The sequence below is a fragment of the Streptomyces sp. GL_141 genome, from assembly GCF_057834385.1.
This window is the reverse complement of sequence record NZ_CM174402.1, coordinates 3,657,057-3,670,897: the sequence shown is the minus strand read 5'-3', so window position 1 is coordinate 3,670,897 and position 13,841 is coordinate 3,657,057. Positions and strand designations below refer to the sequence as shown.

Sequence of the window (13,841 nt, the reverse complement as noted above, 5' to 3'; positions counted from 1 at the left end):
ATGCTGCCGGCCGACTCGGCCACCCTCGACGCCGTCGTCCCGGGTACCTGCGAGTTCGTGCAGCGCTTCTGGACCGCGCCGCTTCCGGACCGACCAGCCGGGCGGCGGTGGGGCGAGCCGGCTCCGCCGCCGGGGGCGGGACTACGCCGCCCCGCCGCCGCCCGCGCGGACCAGCCCGGTCTCGTACGCCAGGACCACGACCTGCACCCGGTCGCGCAGGTCCAGCTTGGTCAGGATGCGGCCCACGTGGGTCTTGACCGTGGCCTCCGACAGGACCAGGCGGGCGGCGATCTCGCCGTTCGACAGGCCCTGGGCGACCAGCAGCATGACCTCGCGCTCGCGCTCCGTCAGCCGCTCGACGTCCTTGTTCCGCGGTTCCGCCGAGGTCGACGGAAGCATCGGTGCGAACCGGTCCAGCAGCCGGCGCGTCGTGGACGGGGCGACCACCGCGTCGCCGCTGTGCACCGAGCGGATCGCGGCCAGCAGCTCGCCCGGCGGGACGTCCTTGAGCATGAACCCGCTCGCGCCCGCCTTCAGGCCCGAGAAGGCGTACTCGTCGAGGTCGAAGGTGGTCAGGATGATGACCTTGGGGTGTTCCTCGGGCTCGCAGATGCGGCGCGTCGCCTCGACCCCGTCGAGGCGGGGCATGCGGACGTCCATCAGCACCACGTCCACCTTCGTGGCCCGCAGCACCTCCAGCGCCTCCAGGCCGTCGCCGGCCTCGGCGACGACCTCCATGTCGGGCTGCGCCGCGAGCACCATCCGGAAACCGGTGCGCAGCAGTACTTGGTCGTCGACCAGCATCACGCGGATGGAGGGGCCGGTGGGGAAGGACATGGTCACCTTTTCTTCAGGGGGAGCAGTGCGCTGATCCGGAAGCCGCCACCGGGCCGGGGGCCCGCGTCGAGGGTGCCTCCGACCATACCGATGCGTTCGCGCATGCCGATCAGCCCGTGTCCGGCGCCGTCCGCGCCGCCGTCCGTGTACAGCTCGCGGGCCGCGCCCCGGCCGTCGTCCTCGACGAGCAGACCGAGCCCGTCGTCGAAGTAGACGAGCCGGACGCTGGCCTTCGCGTCGGGGCCGCCGTGCTTGCGGGTGTTCGTGAGTGCTTCCTGGACGATCCGGTACGCCGTCAGCTCCACGCCGCTGGGCAGCTTGCGCGGGGCGCCCTCGACCTCGAAGTCCACCGCGAGCCCGGCCGTCCGCACCTGCTCGACCAGCACCTCGATCTGCTCCACGTCGGGCTGCGGCACGTAGTCCTCGGACTCCTGCGGCTCGCCGGTGCGCAGCACGCCCAGCAGCCGGCGCATCTCGGCGAGGGCCAGGCGCCCGGTGCCGGAGATGGTCTGCAGGGCCTCCTTGGCCTGCTCGGGGGCCGCGTCCATCACGTAGGCGGCGCCGTCGGCCTGGACCACCATCACCGACACGTTGTGCGCGACGACGTCGTGCAGCTCGCGGGCGATCCGGGCCCGCTCGGCGGCGACGGCCACCTTGGCCTGGGCCGCGCGCTCCTGCTCCAGGCGCTGGTTGCGTTCGACGAGCTGGGCGTAATAGGCCCGGCGGGTGCGCAGGGAGTCGCCCATCACCCAGGCGAGGGCGAACGGGATCATCATGAACACGACGAAGAGCACGCTGTCGGTCGTGGAGGCGTTCTTGTCCACGCCGACGCGCAGGAAGTACAGCGGGGAGGCGAGCAGCCCCCAGCCGAGGGCGGTGCGCGAGACCCAGCGCGGCACGTCGGAGGCGGCGACCGTGAACAGCACGACGAGCATCGCGAAGTCGTAGAAGTTCGCCTCCGCGCCGATGGCCAGCTGGTAGAGGCCGGTGGCGACGGTGAGCCAGAAGACCGGGACGGTCCACTTGCGGCGCAGCGCGACGGCGCTGCTCAGCGCCACCACACAAGGGGTGGCGAGCAGCGCGGAGCCGGTGCCCTGGTGCATCGAGGCGACGACGGCCATCGAGAACCCGAAGAAGAGGACAGCCCAGAAGCTGTCGACGCCCGTCGGGTGTCTGCGGAGGAAATCGTAGAGGCGCTGCACGTAACCCAGAGTAGGGACAGCCGATAGGTGCTGGAGTCAACCAGAGGGGCGATCCGTGCGACGCGCGAGTACTACCCGAGGTGGAGGCGACCATAACCTTTCAGCGATGAGCACTCAGGGTGAAGCCACGGCACAGGCGGGTCCGGTCCGCTGGCGGACGGCGATGGAGCGGGCCCTGTACGGCCCCGACGGCTTCTACGTACGCCCCGGCGGGCCCGGCCCCGCAGGGCATTTCCGCACCTCCGTGCACGCCTCGCCGCTCTACGCGCGGGCCGTGGCCCGGCTGCTCCTGTGGGTGGACGGGGAGCTCGGCCGCCCGGAGGAGCTGGACCTGGTCGACGTAGGGGCCGGGCGCGGGGAACTGCTGGCCGGAGTGCTGGCGGCGCTGCCGCCGGAGACGGCCGCGCGGGTGCGGCCGTACGGGGTGGAGCGCGCGGAGCGGCCCGCCGGGCTCGACGGGCGGATCCGCTGGGTGGGCGAGGCGCCCCGGGGCACCCGGGGGCTGCTCTTCGCCAATGAGTGGCTCGACAACGTACCGCTGGACCTCGCCGAGGACGGGCGCTACGTGGAGGTCGAGCGGGACGGTACGGAGCACCCGGGCGGCCCCCTGGACGGCCCGGACCGGGCCTGGCTGGAGCGGTGGTGGCCGCAGGCGCAGCCGGGCGGGGGCCGGGCGGAGACCGACGGGGGCCGGGCGGAGTCGGGCGGGGGCCGGGCGGAGATCGGCCGGCCGCGCGACGAGGCCTGGGCGGGAGCCGTCGCGACGGTGGAGCGGGGCCTCGCGGTCGCCGTCGACTACGCCCACACCCGGGAGGCCCGGCCGCCCTTCGGGACGCTGACCGGATTCCGCGCCGGGCGGGAGACCGCCCCCGTGCCGGACGGGAGCTGCGACGTCACCGCGCACGTGGCGCTCGACGCGTGCGCGGGGCCGGGGGCGGTGCTGCTGACCCAACGGGACGCGCTGGCGGCCCTCGGCGTCTCGGGGGCCCGGCCCCCGCTCGCCCTGGCCTCCACCGACCCGGCGGCGTACGTCCGCGCCCTGTCGGCGGCGGGCGAGGCCGCGGAACTCACCGCGCGGGGTGGCCTCGGCGACTTCGGCTGGCTGGTCCAGCCGGTCGGGGTGGCGCCGTGGAAACCCGGCCCCTCCGGCGTTTGAGGTGCAGGGGTCCGGGGACTGGTCCCCGGGAACGGCGCCGCACCCGGCAACGGATCCGGGGCGGAGCCCGGGGAACGGGCGAAGGGCGGGTAGGGGACTCTGCGCCGCGCAGAGGCACGCTCCCTACCCGCCCCCCTTACCGTCTACTCCGAGTCGTGGTCGTGGCCCTCGTGGAGGCCACCCCCGCTGCCGGAGCCGTTGCTCGGCTCGGAGACGACCGGCCGGCCCAGCGGCGCCAGGTCGTACGCGTAGTGACCCACCGCGTCCGCGATGACGTCGACGTTGATGTCGAGCGCCTTCTGGTCGATGTTCGCCAGGGTGTCGCCCTTGCCGTGGTAGTTCACGTCGTACGCGACCCCGGCCTGCCCGCCGAACTTCGCCGCCTGCTCCGGCGTCTTGATGCCCTCGGCGCCCGTGAACGTACCGCCCGAGGGGATGCCGACCGCGATGAACGGGCCGTAGTCCGAGCGGCCCGAGAAGTCGGTGCCCTCGCGCGGGATGCTCTTGGAGTCGAGGAAGTCGTTGATCCCCTTCTCCAGCTGCGCCGAGCCCTCGGGGCCGGGGCCCGAGCCGACCTTGTCCGAGTCGTCGCCGTCGTAGACGAAGTACGCGGCGTTCGGCGAGGCGATCATGTCGAAGTTCAAGTAGAGCTTGATCTGCTTCTTCTGCTCCTCCGTCAGCCCGTCGACGTACGCCTCGGAGCCGAGCAGGCCGAACTCCTCCGCCGACCACCAGGCGAACTTGACCTTGTTCTTGATCTTGCCCTGGCTGTGCGCGAGCTTCTGCGCGACCTGGAGGATGCCGGCCGAGCCGGAGCCGTTGTCGTTGATGCCCGGGCCCGCCGCGACGGAGTCGAGGTGCGCACCGAGGAAGACGGTGTTGTTCTCGTCGCCGCCCCGCGTCTCCGCGACGACGTTGTACGTCTTGCGGTTCTCCCGGAACTCGCGGATGTCGAGGGTGACCTCCACCGGACCCGCGGCCGCGTCGGCGGCGAGCCGCTGGCCCTCGGCCAGCGTGACGCCACCGGTCGGGATCTTGCCCGCGTCGGCGGAGCCTATGGTGCCGTTCAGGGCGCCCTCGGCGTTGTTGTAGATCACCGCTCCGACCGCACCGGCCGTCGCCGCGTTCTGCTGCTTGACCGCGAAGGCGCAGCCGCCGCGCTTGATCAGCGCGACCTTGCCCGTGAAGGCGCCCGCGGCGAAGTCGGCGGGCTCGCAGCCGTTGGTGCCGTCGGCGTCGACCGGGGCGACGGCGATCTGCGCCGTCACGCCGTTCGCCGGGCCGCTGGCGGTGTACGTCATCAGCTTGATCGGGACGTCGCGGCCGGCCGGGCCGTTGACCTTCAGGGTCTCGGCGACCGTCTCGACGTACACGAACTCGAACTCGTTCTTGGTGACCTTGTATCCGGCCGCGCGCATGACGAGCTCGACGTACTGGGCCGACTGGACGTGGCCCTTGGAACCCGCCACGCGGGTGCCCTTGTTGTAGTCGGCGATGGCCTGGAAGACCTTCAGGTGGTTGTTGGCACCCTTGCCGGTGGAGTCCTTGACCAGCTTTCGGGCCAGTGCGTCACCCCGGGCGGCGTCGCTCTGCGGGCTGCCCGTGGCTCCGGCCGGTCCGGCGAGGAGCAGCGGGGAGACGAGGGCCGCGGCCGCCAGGGCGGCGGTGGCTGCGGCTATACGACGTGAGGGCATGAAAGTCCTTCCACGGCAGATGCGCGAGCGCATGCGTAAGGCGTTTCGGCGTATGGCATGGGGCGTACGCGGTGAGGCGTACGGGGGTGCGGGAGTGCGGCCTGCGGGGGTGCGGCCTGCGGGGGTGCGGCGTACGGGGTGTGGGGATGCGGATGCGGACGCGGATGCAGACGCAGGTCAGGTGCGTTGCGCCGGGTGGGGGGAGCGGTGGACGCACGTTAGACACCAAGTGGCGGCCATGGCCAGACTTTTCACTGATTCCGGTTTGTGAAATCCGTATATCGGAGCATCTGAGCCGTCGAATTCAGGCCAGTGCCCGCTCTCCGTGCCTGGCCGGCCCGTCGAGCTGCCGCCGTCCTGCCGCAAAGCTGCCGCAGGGTGGGGCGGGGCAGAGCTAGCGCAGGATGCCCTCGATGAAGTCGGATCCGATCCGTGCGACCGCCGCCAGATCCAGCTGGTGCTGGACGTACCGGCCTTGGCGGCGGGTCTGGATCAGCCCGGCCTTCTTCATCACCGACAGGTGGCGGGACACCTCCGGGGCGGTGATCCCGTGCGCGGCCGCCAACTCGCCGGTCGTGTACGGGGCGCGCGCCAGATTGCGGCACAGCATCATCCGCATCGGATGGGCCAGGGCCTCCATGCGCCGCTGCAACAGCTCCACCGACCCCGGGGAGGAGGCCAGTTCGGGAGAGCCGAGCGGGTAGTGGATCACCGGACGCCAGCCAGGGGCGTGCAGCACCAGCAGGTGGGGCCAGCCGAAGTTCGTGGGCACGAACAGCAGGCCGTCGCCTATTCGCGGATCGGTCGCGGTCGCGGACCCGTGGACCATCTTGTCCACCGTGACCGTGGTCAGCCCCTCGTCGACGCTCAGCGCCGAGGAGACCTCCTTCAGCACGGCCGGCAGCCCCTTGCGCCGCAGCACCTCCGTCTTGTGCCGGGCGTCCGCGCTCTGGCGGGGCCCGACCCGGCGCCAGGTCTCCGCGAAGAAGGCCTCGTCGCAGTCCTCCATCAGCCGGCGCAGCCAGACCCGGACACCGGCGGTGTCGTCGAGCACCCGCACGGCGAAGGCCAACTGCTGCGGCCCGCGCGCGGAGGCCGTCTCCAGGGCCTTGGCCCGGGCGAGCGGATCCGTGAGCGGGGACGGCCCGGCGGCGTCGCCGTAGAGGGCCAGCCGGCAGTGCTCCAGGGCGGCCGTCACGAACCGCTCGTCGTCCAGCCGGTCGAGCACGTCGAGCTCGGCGGCCAGGGTTGCGGCGGGCAGCCCGGACCCGCCGGGAATCCCGGCGAAGGCCATGAACAGGTCGGCGAAGGAGCTGCGCCACATGAAATCGCCCTCCAGCAGCCGGTCCGCGAGATCCGGATCGAGCGCGGCGGCGGTGGTGGAGGTCCAGGAGGCGAGCCCGGGGTGGTGCCCGGGCTGGGAGAGCGCGTGCAACGCCATGCAGAGCTCTGCGAGCGGGGACGGCGCGAAGCCGATCCGCTCCGCGGGGAGCCCGGTGATGTCGATGGTGACGCTCATCGGATCATTCTGCCGCCGCGAGGCCCGCCCGGGCGCCAGGCCACGCCCCCTTCGCCCACCCGGCGGATCCCCGGCCCCGGGGACCAGTCCCCGGACCCCTGCGCCTCAAACGCCGGCGGGGCTGTGTTGTGGCCGGCATCGGCCTGTACGTGGCGGGTCGTGTCGGGTGGCTGCGGGGGGTCGGTGCCGGGGCCGGGGTGGGGTGTTGGCCTGGACTGCATGATTTAGGCGCCCTGTGCCCTACTCCGACAGTCAAGCCGCTCCCTGCGCCACACATCACGCTCTACGTCCAGGCCGACACCCCACCCCGTCCCCGACCCCGCCCCGGCCGCCCCCACCCTCCCCGGCCAACTCCAGCCGCGCAGCCAAAGCAGCCGTCCGGCGTTTGAGGACCGGGGTCTGGGGCGGAGCCCCAGGGGCCCGGGCTCCGCCCGGCCAGGGCGCAGGCCCGGGGATCCAGTCGGCGAAGCCGACCCCGCGGGGCGGATTGACGGCGTTGGTCAACCAGCGCGCGCAGCGCCCCCAGGCAGGTTCAGGGTGGATACATGACCGCGATCGAGCAGTACCTCGTCGACACCTACCGGGCCTCGCAGCAGGGCACCCCGATGCCCCCGCCGCCGGGCCGCGATGACGTGGCCGTCCTGCGCGCGGCCCGCACCTACGAACAGTTCCGGGCCGTCCTGGACGGCGCCCCCGGCCACCACCCCTGGCGCGCGTCCGTCCGCCGCCTACTGACCCGCAGGCCCCTGACCTGACCACCATTCGCACCTCGGCCCGACCTTCGAGCCCCCCACGCAAGCAGCCCCTGCCCTATCGGGCCCCGGCGAGCGGCCCCGTTCCGGCCGTCCCGGGCTGTAGGTGGCCCCGGCTGTGCCGGACCGGGATACCGGTGGCCCAGCCCCCTGCTGGTCCGGGCTGCGGGTGGCCCCAGCGCCCCGCCCGCCCGGGCTACAGGCGGGACACGAAGTCCGCCACCGCCTTGGTGACGTCGGCTTCCGTCCAGGTCAGGCCCGGGCGGGTGACCTCGATCTCCGTCACGGACAGGCCCGGCGGCCCGTCGGGGGACCAGCGGCGGAACAGGACCGTGCCCGTCTCCTCCGCCAGGCGGACGCCCGCCTCCGTGAGGCGGTCCGCGTCGTACGGGAGCCACACCTGGAACTGATGCGTGTGCGGCACCTCCGGGTGGACCCGGAACCACGGCACCTCCGGAGCCGCGCCGAGCGCCGAGGACAGGGCGGACGCCACCGTCCGCGCCTTGGCCACGTAGGAGGGCAGCTCCGGCAGCTCCCGTTCCAGCCCCGCCAGCGCGGACAGTGCGGCCGGGAACTGGCGGAAGATCTGGCCCCCGTACCGGTGCCGCCAGACCTTCGACTCCGCCACGAGCGACGCCGATCCGGCGAGGGCGGCCCCGCTGAGGCCCCCGAGGGACTTGTAGAAGGAGACGTACACGGAGTCGGCCAGCGCCGCGATCTCCGGCAGCGACCGGCCGAAGTGGACCGTCGACTCCCACAGCCGGGCCCCGTCGAAGTGGACCACCGCGTCCCGTTCCCGGGCGCTGTCCACCAGGGCCGACAGCTCCTCCCAGGTCGGGAGCAGGAAGCCCGCGTCCCGCAGCGGAAGCTCCAGCATCAGCGTCCCGAACGGCTCCGGCAGCTCGGCGACCTCCGACGCGGTCGGCTGGCGCGGTTCGCCCGTCGGGTGGACGGTCCGCAGCCCCGAGAGGACCGACAGCGCGCCTCCCTCCCACCGCTCCGGATGGCTCATCGGGTGCAGGGCGACCACCGGGTTCCCGGTCCGGCCGGCCCAGCAGCGCAGGGCGATCTGCTGGGCCATGGTCCCGGTCGGGAAGAACGCCGCGTCCTCGGTGCCGAGCAGCTCCGCGACCCGCCGCTCCAGCCGCTCCACGACGCCGCTGCCGTAGATGTCCCCCGGCTCGTCGGAGTCCGGGGCCAGCCCGCCCAACTCCGCCAGCAGTTCGCCGACCGTGGCCTCCCGCAAACTGTCCGAAAGCTTCCGCCGGGCCGCCCGCCCGGCAACCACCATCCGCGCGGCCACGCCGTCGGCGTCGTATTCGGCGTCGTATTCCGGTCCCTGCGCCGCGATTTTGTCCGCGTCGGGTTCCGAGCACCGCTCCGCTTGCGTGCTCGTCACCCGCCCGGCCGTTGGTTCCCCCTCGAGGTCTGTCACCCGCCCGGCCGGTCGTTCCCCGGCCACGTCCGGGATCCGCTCCGGGCTCGGCTTCGCGCCTGCGGCCCGTTCGGCTGCCGCGTCCGGTTCCGCGATCCGCTGCACACCCGTGTTCCTGCCCGGCCCCGGCCCATCCCCCCGGCCGGAGTCGGACCCTGGGCCCGCGCTGGCCCCCGGCTCCGATCCTGCGCTCGGTTCCGAGCCCGGCTCCGGCCCCGGCTCCGGCTCCGCACCCGCGCCCCGCTCCGCGCCCAGGGGCGCCCCCGGGCCCGGCTCCGCCCCCGTGACCCGTTCCGCCGCCCCTGCGGCCGCCGCGGGACCCGTGGTGACCGTCCGCTCCGTGTCCTGGTTCATCCCCCGATCATCGCCGACCGGCCCACACGCCAGCAGCTAGCATGGCGACGTATCGTCCGGTACCCCCCGCGGACCGGAACGGAGCGGAAGGCCTCCCCCGCGTGAACACAGCCCCCCAGGCGGAGCGCCCCGCCCGGCTTGCCGTCGGTGTCGTCGGAGCCGGCCGGGTCGGTCCCGCGCTGGCTTGCGCCCTGCAGCAGACGGGGCACCGTCCCGTCGCCGTGTCGGGCGTCTCCGACGCCTCCCGGCGCCGGGCCGAGCGGATGCTGCCCGGTGTGCCCGTCGTCTCTCCCGCACAGGTGCTCCAGGCCTCCGACCTCGTGCTCCTGACCGTCCCCGACGACGCCCTGCCGTCCCTGGTGGAGGGCCTCGCCGAGACCGGCGCGGTCCGCCCCGGACAGCTCCTCGTCCACACCTCCGGGCGGTACGGGGTCTCCGTGCTCGACCCCGCGCGCCGCGCGGGCGCGCTCCCGCTGGCCCTGCACCCCGCGATGACCTTCACCGGCACCGAGGTCGACGTGCAGCGCCTCGCGGGCTGTTCCTTCGGGGTGACCGCCCCCGACGAGCTGCGGCTCGCCGCCGAGGCCCTGGTCATCGAGATGGGCGGGGAACCGGAGTGGATCGCCGAGGTGAACCGCCCGCTCTACCACGCGGCCCTCGCGCTCGGCGCGAACCACCTGGTCACCCTGGTCGCCCAGTCGATGGAGCTGCTGGCCAAGGCGGGCGTCGAGCACCCGAACCGGATGCTCGGCCCGCTCCTCGGCGCGGCCCTCGACAACGCCCTGCGCTCCGGTGACGCGGCCCTGACCGGCCCGGTGGCCCGCGGTGACGCCGGTACCGTCGCCGCGCACGTATCGGAGCTGCGCAAGCACGCCCCGGGCACCGTCGCCGGATACCTCGCGATGGCCCGTACGACCGCGGACCGCGCCCTCGCGCACGGTCTGCTCAAGCCCGAGCTCGCCGCGGACCTCCTCGGCGTACTCGCCGACGGCGCGAACGGCATCGACCCCGGCCGCCCAGGCCCCGGTCCCATCTCCGGCCCCGAGGGAATCGAAGGCGGCGGCGACCAGTGATCCTCCTCGACACCGCGGACGCACTGCACCGCCTGCCCCGCGCCACTACCGCCAACGCCGATGCCGATGCCGCCGCCCCCGCCGGCCGCCGCGCCGTCGTCATGACCATGGGCGCCCTCCACGAGGGCCACGCCACCCTGGTCCGCACCGCCCGCGAACAGGTCGGCCCCACCGGCCAGGTCGTGGTCACAGTCTTCGTCAACCCCCTCCAGTTCGGGGCGAACGAGGACCTCGACCGCTACCCCCGCACCCTCGACGCCGACCTGCTCATCGCCGAAGAGGCCGGAGCCGACGCCGTGTTCGCCCCGGCCGCCGACGAGGTCTACCCCGGCGGCGACCCCCAGGTCCGGATCACCGCCGGCCCGATGGGCGGCCGCCTCGAAGGCGCCACCCGCCCCGGCCACTTCGACGGCATGCTGACCGTCGTCGCCAAGCTGCTCCACCTCACCCGCCCCGACCTGGCCTTCTTCGGCCAGAAGGACGCGCAGCAACTGGCGCTGATCCGGCGGATGGTGACCGACCTGAACTTCCCCGTGGAGGTGGTCGGCGTACCGACCGTCCGCGAGCCGGACGGGCTCGCGCTGTCCTCCCGCAACCGCTACCTCTCCGCCAAGGAGCGCGGCACGGCCCTGGCCCTCTCCCGCGCCCTGTTCGCCGGCCGCGACCGCCTCGCCGCGCAGGCCGCGCTGCGCGCCCGCGCCGAGGCGCAGGGGCCCCCGGCCGGAGACGAGCGGGCCACCGGCCTGGCCCGGCTCGGCGAGATCCGCGCCTCCGCCGACGCGCACGCCGTCGCCGCGGCGGGCGCCGGGCTGCCGGAGGCCGTACGGGCCGCCGCGCGGCACGTCCTGGAGGAGGCGGGCCGCCACGATCCGCCGCTCGTCCTGGACTACCTGGCGCTGGTGGACCCCCAGGACTTCACCGAGGCCGGCCACGGCTTCACCGGTCAGGCCGTGCTGGCCGTCGCCGCGAAGGTGGGCGCGACCCGGCTGATCGACAACATCCCATTGGAGTTCGGAGCACAACCGTGAGCACCCCAGGCAGAGGCCCCGCAACCGCGGGCACCAGCACCGGCATACGGCTCCACGCCCCGGCGCCCGGCTGGTCCGTAGACGCCGATGTCGTGGTCGTCGGGTCCGGAGTCGCCGGACTGACCGCCGCACTGCGCTGCGCGGCCGCGGGCCGCCGTACCGTCGTGGTCACCAAGGCCCGCCTCGACGACGGTTCCACCCGCTGGGCCCAGGGCGGCATCGCCGCCGCCCTCGGCGACGGGGACACCCCCGAGCAGCACCTCGACGACACCCTCGTCGCGGGCGCCGGCCTGTGCGACGAGGCCGCCGTCCGGCTCCTGGTCACCGAGGGCCCCGACGCCGTACGCCGCCTCATCGCGACCGGCGCCGTCTTCGACACCTCCGCCGAGACCGGCGAGATCGAGCTGACCCGCGAGGGCGGCCACCACCGCCGCCGCATCGCGCACGCCGGCGGGGACGCCACCGGCGCCGAGATCTCCCGCGCGCTCGTCGAGGCCGTCCAGGCCGCCGGGATCGAGACCGTCGAGAACGCCCTGGTCCTGGACCTGCTCCTGGACGCGCAGGGCCGTACCGCGGGCGTCACCCTGCACGTCATGGGCGAGGGCCAGCACGACGGGGTCGGCGCCGTCCACGCGCCCGCCGTGATCCTGGCGACCGGCGGCATGGGCCAGGTCTTCTCCGCGACCACCAACCCGTCGGTCTCCACCGGCGACGGCGTGGCCCTCGCGCTGCGCGCCGGCGCCGAGGTCTCCGACCTCGAATTCGTCCAGTTCCACCCCACCGTGCTCTTCCTCGGCGCCGACGCCGAGGGCCAGCAGCCCCTGGTGTCGGAGGCCGTCCGCGGCGAGGGCGCGTACCTCGTCGACGCCGGCGGGGTCCGCTTCATGACCGGCCAGCACGAGCTCGCCGAGCTCGCCCCCCGCGACATCGTCGCCAAGGGCATCATGCGCCGCATGCAGGAGCAGGGCACGCAGCACATGTACCTGGACGCCCGGCACTTCGGCGCCGAGATGTGGGAGCAGCGCTTCCCCACCATCCTCGCCGCCTGCCGCTCGCACGGCATCGACCCGGTCACCGAGCCCATCCCGGTCGCCCCGGCCGCGCACTACGCCTCCGGCGGCGTACGGACCGACCTGCACGGCCGCACCACCGTCCCCGGGCTGTACGCCTGCGGCGAGGTCGCCTGCACCGGGGTGCACGGCGCGAACCGCCTGGCCTCCAACTCCCTCCTCGAAGGCCTGGTCTTCGCCGAGCGCATCGCCGACGACATCATCGGGAACCCGCCCGTGGGCAACGGCCCCGGCATCCCCGTCCCGGCCACCGGCCCCCTCCAGCCCGCCGAGGCGCGCTACGAGATCCAGCGCATCATGACCGACGGCGCGGGCGTGCTCCGCTCCGCCGAGTCGCTGCGCCGGGCCGCCGCCGCGCTCGAAGCCCTGTACGCGACGGCGCTGACGGAGCTGGAGACCCGGGGCAAGACGGCCGTCCCCGGCACCGAGACCTGGGAGGCCACCAACCTCCTGTGCGTGGCCCGGGTGCTGGTCGCCGCCGCCCAGCGGCGCGCGGAGACCCGCGGCTGCCACTGGCGCGAGGACCACCCCGACCGGGACGACACCGACTGGCGGCGCCACCTGGTCGTCCGCCTGTCGGAGACCGAGCGGCGGGCCCTGGTCGTCACCCCCACGGACTCGGCGGACTTCCCGTCCGTACGGATCCCCCTGAGCACAGCCACCACAGCCGGCACCGACACCACGGCCGGCACCCACAGCAACGAAAGCCTGGAGCCGTAACCGTGAGCACGCACGAGCACGACCACAACCACGAGCACGCCGAGCTCCCCCTCGTGGGCCAGAGCGAAGGCGGCGGCTGCGGCGACGACTGCGCCTGCGGCGAAGGCGAGGAGTCCGGCCTCGACCCGGCCCTCGCCGAACTGCTCGAGGAAGCCGGCCTGGACCCCATCGAGGTCGAGGACATCGCGCACATGGCGCTCTCCGAGGACCTGGACGGCGGGGTCGACGTCACCACCGTCGCCACGGTCCCCGAAGAGGCCGAGGCCATCGCCGACTTCGTCGCCCGCGAGGACGGCGTCGTGGCCGGCCTGCGCATCGCCGAGGCCGTGTTCTCGGTCGTGTGCACCGAGTCCTTCGAGGTCGAGCGGCACGCGGAGGACGGCGACAGCGTCAAGGCCGGCGACGTGCTCCTGTCGGTGCGCTCGCGCACCCGGGACCTGCTGACCGCCGAGCGCAGCGCCCTCAACATCGTGTGCCGCCTGTCGGGCGTCGCGACGGCCACCCGCCGCTGGGCCGAGGTCCTGGAGGGCACCGGCGCCAAGGTCCGCGACACCCGCAAGACCACCCCGGGCCTGCGCTCCCTGGAGAAGTACGCGGTGCGCTGCGGCGGCGGGGTCAACCACCGCATGTCGCTGTCGGACGCGGCGCTGGTCAAGGACAACCACGTGGTCGCGGCCGGCGGGGTCGTCCAGGCCTTCACCGCCGTGCGGGAGGCCTTCCCGGAGGTCCCGATCGAGGTCGAGGTCGACACCCTGAAGCAGGTCGGCGAGGTCCTGGAGGCCGGGGCCGACCTGATCCTGCTCGACAACTTCACCGTGGAGCAGACCGCGGAGGCCGTCGCCCTGGTCGCCGGCCGCGCCACTCTGGAGTCCTCGGGCCGCCTGACCCTGGACACCGCCCGCGCCTACGCCGAGACCGGCGTCGACTTCCTCGCGGTCGGCGCGCTGACCCACTCCTCCCCGATCCTGGACATCGGCCTCGATCTGCGCGAGGCGGTGTAA

The 13,841-nt window shown here is 73.9% G+C and carries 11 protein-coding genes; 6 read left to right on the top strand and 5 right to left on the bottom strand.

All coding sequences use genetic code 11. The features are described from left to right. Positions 1–141: 141 nt before the first annotated feature. Both AC3IX6_RS15900 and AC3IX6_RS15895 read right to left on the bottom strand, forming a co-directional pair. On the bottom strand, positions 142–837 hold the full coding sequence (locus tag AC3IX6_RS15900) for a response regulator (RefSeq protein ID WP_266880250.1): 696 nt from the start codon (positions 835–837) through the stop codon (positions 142–144). Between the two features lie 2 nt (positions 838–839). Next, the gene (locus tag AC3IX6_RS15895; protein ID WP_489370727.1) at positions 840–2,039 is read right to left on the bottom strand and encodes a sensor histidine kinase; all 1,200 of its coding nucleotides are present in this window, start codon (positions 2,037–2,039) and stop codon (positions 840–842) included. A 106-nt stretch (positions 2,040–2,145) separates the two neighbouring features. Here AC3IX6_RS15895 and AC3IX6_RS15890 point away from each other — a divergent pair, with 106 nt between their 5' ends. Further along, complete coding sequence (locus AC3IX6_RS15890) at positions 2,146–3,195, top strand: SAM-dependent methyltransferase (protein WP_489370726.1); 1,050 nt, start codon at positions 2,146–2,148, stop codon at positions 3,193–3,195. A 143-nt stretch (positions 3,196–3,338) separates the two neighbouring features. On the opposite strand, the gene AC3IX6_RS15885 is transcribed toward AC3IX6_RS15890, so the two are convergent. Beyond that, positions 3,339–4,889, bottom strand: a complete 1,551-nt coding sequence (locus AC3IX6_RS15885) for a M28 family metallopeptidase (protein WP_489370725.1) — start codon at positions 4,887–4,889, stop codon at positions 3,339–3,341. Positions 4,890–5,283: 394 nt separating this feature from the next. Then, positions 5,284–6,408, bottom strand: coding sequence for a DUF5937 family protein (locus tag AC3IX6_RS15880; RefSeq protein ID WP_489370724.1), 1,125 nt, complete (start codon positions 6,406–6,408; stop codon positions 5,284–5,286). Between the two features lie 545 nt (positions 6,409–6,953). Here AC3IX6_RS15880 and AC3IX6_RS15875 point away from each other — a divergent pair. Beyond that, the gene (locus tag AC3IX6_RS15875; protein WP_489370723.1) at positions 6,954–7,163 is read left to right on the top strand and encodes a hypothetical protein; all 210 of its coding nucleotides are present in this window, start codon (positions 6,954–6,956) and stop codon (positions 7,161–7,163) included. A gap of 193 nt (positions 7,164–7,356) precedes the next feature. Here AC3IX6_RS15875 and AC3IX6_RS15870 read toward each other — a convergent pair whose 3' ends face one another. Beyond that, positions 7,357–8,451 (bottom strand): threonine aldolase family protein, encoded by a 1,095-nt coding sequence (locus AC3IX6_RS15870; protein ID WP_489371462.1) that lies wholly within the window; start codon positions 8,449–8,451, stop codon positions 7,357–7,359. A gap of 539 nt (positions 8,452–8,990) precedes the next feature. Between AC3IX6_RS15870 and AC3IX6_RS15865 the strand changes: the two genes are divergently transcribed. Genes AC3IX6_RS15865 through nadC form a run of 4 tightly spaced genes read left to right on the top strand, consistent with a single transcriptional unit; the run spans position 8,991 to position 13,841 of the window. After that, the gene (locus AC3IX6_RS15865; protein ID WP_489370722.1) at positions 8,991–10,022 is read left to right on the top strand and encodes a Rossmann-like and DUF2520 domain-containing protein; all 1,032 of its coding nucleotides are present in this window, start codon (positions 8,991–8,993) and stop codon (positions 10,020–10,022) included. Next, positions 10,019–11,050 (top strand): pantoate--beta-alanine ligase, encoded by a 1,032-nt coding sequence (panC, locus tag AC3IX6_RS15860; protein WP_489370721.1) that lies wholly within the window; start codon positions 10,019–10,021, stop codon positions 11,048–11,050. Before AC3IX6_RS15865 ends, panC begins: the two co-directional genes overlap by 4 nt. Beyond that, entirely contained in the window at positions 11,047–12,840 is a 1,794-nt protein-coding gene (locus AC3IX6_RS15855) for an L-aspartate oxidase (protein ID WP_489370720.1), read from the top strand. The genes panC and AC3IX6_RS15855 overlap by 4 nt, the downstream gene beginning before the upstream one ends. A 2-nt stretch (positions 12,841–12,842) precedes the next feature. Next, complete coding sequence (gene nadC, locus AC3IX6_RS15850; RefSeq protein ID WP_489370719.1) at positions 12,843–13,841, top strand: carboxylating nicotinate-nucleotide diphosphorylase; 999 nt, start codon at positions 12,843–12,845, stop codon at positions 13,839–13,841.

What these genes read in the sequence shown, in the direction of transcription:
- AC3IX6_RS15900 (WP_266880250.1), bottom strand. Translation starts at nt 837, where the DNA reads ATGTCCTTCCCCACCGGCCCCTCCATCCGCGTGATGCTGGTCGACGAC.
- AC3IX6_RS15890 (WP_489370726.1), top strand. Translation starts at nt 2,146, where the DNA reads ATGAGCACTCAGGGTGAAGCCACGGCACAGGCGGGTCCGGTCCGCTGG.
- AC3IX6_RS15885 (WP_489370725.1), bottom strand. Translation starts at nt 4,889, where the DNA reads ATGCCCTCACGTCGTATAGCCGCAGCCACCGCCGCCCTGGCGGCCGCG.
- AC3IX6_RS15880 (WP_489370724.1), bottom strand. Translation starts at nt 6,408, where the DNA reads ATGAGCGTCACCATCGACATCACCGGGCTCCCCGCGGAGCGGATCGGC.
- AC3IX6_RS15875 (WP_489370723.1), top strand. Translation starts at nt 6,954, where the DNA reads ATGACCGCGATCGAGCAGTACCTCGTCGACACCTACCGGGCCTCGCAG.
- AC3IX6_RS15870 (WP_489371462.1), bottom strand. Translation starts at nt 8,451, where the DNA reads ATGGTGGTTGCCGGGCGGGCGGCCCGGCGGAAGCTTTCGGACAGTTTG.
- AC3IX6_RS15865 (WP_489370722.1), top strand. Translation starts at nt 8,991, where the DNA reads ATGGCGACGTATCGTCCGGTACCCCCCGCGGACCGGAACGGAGCGGAA.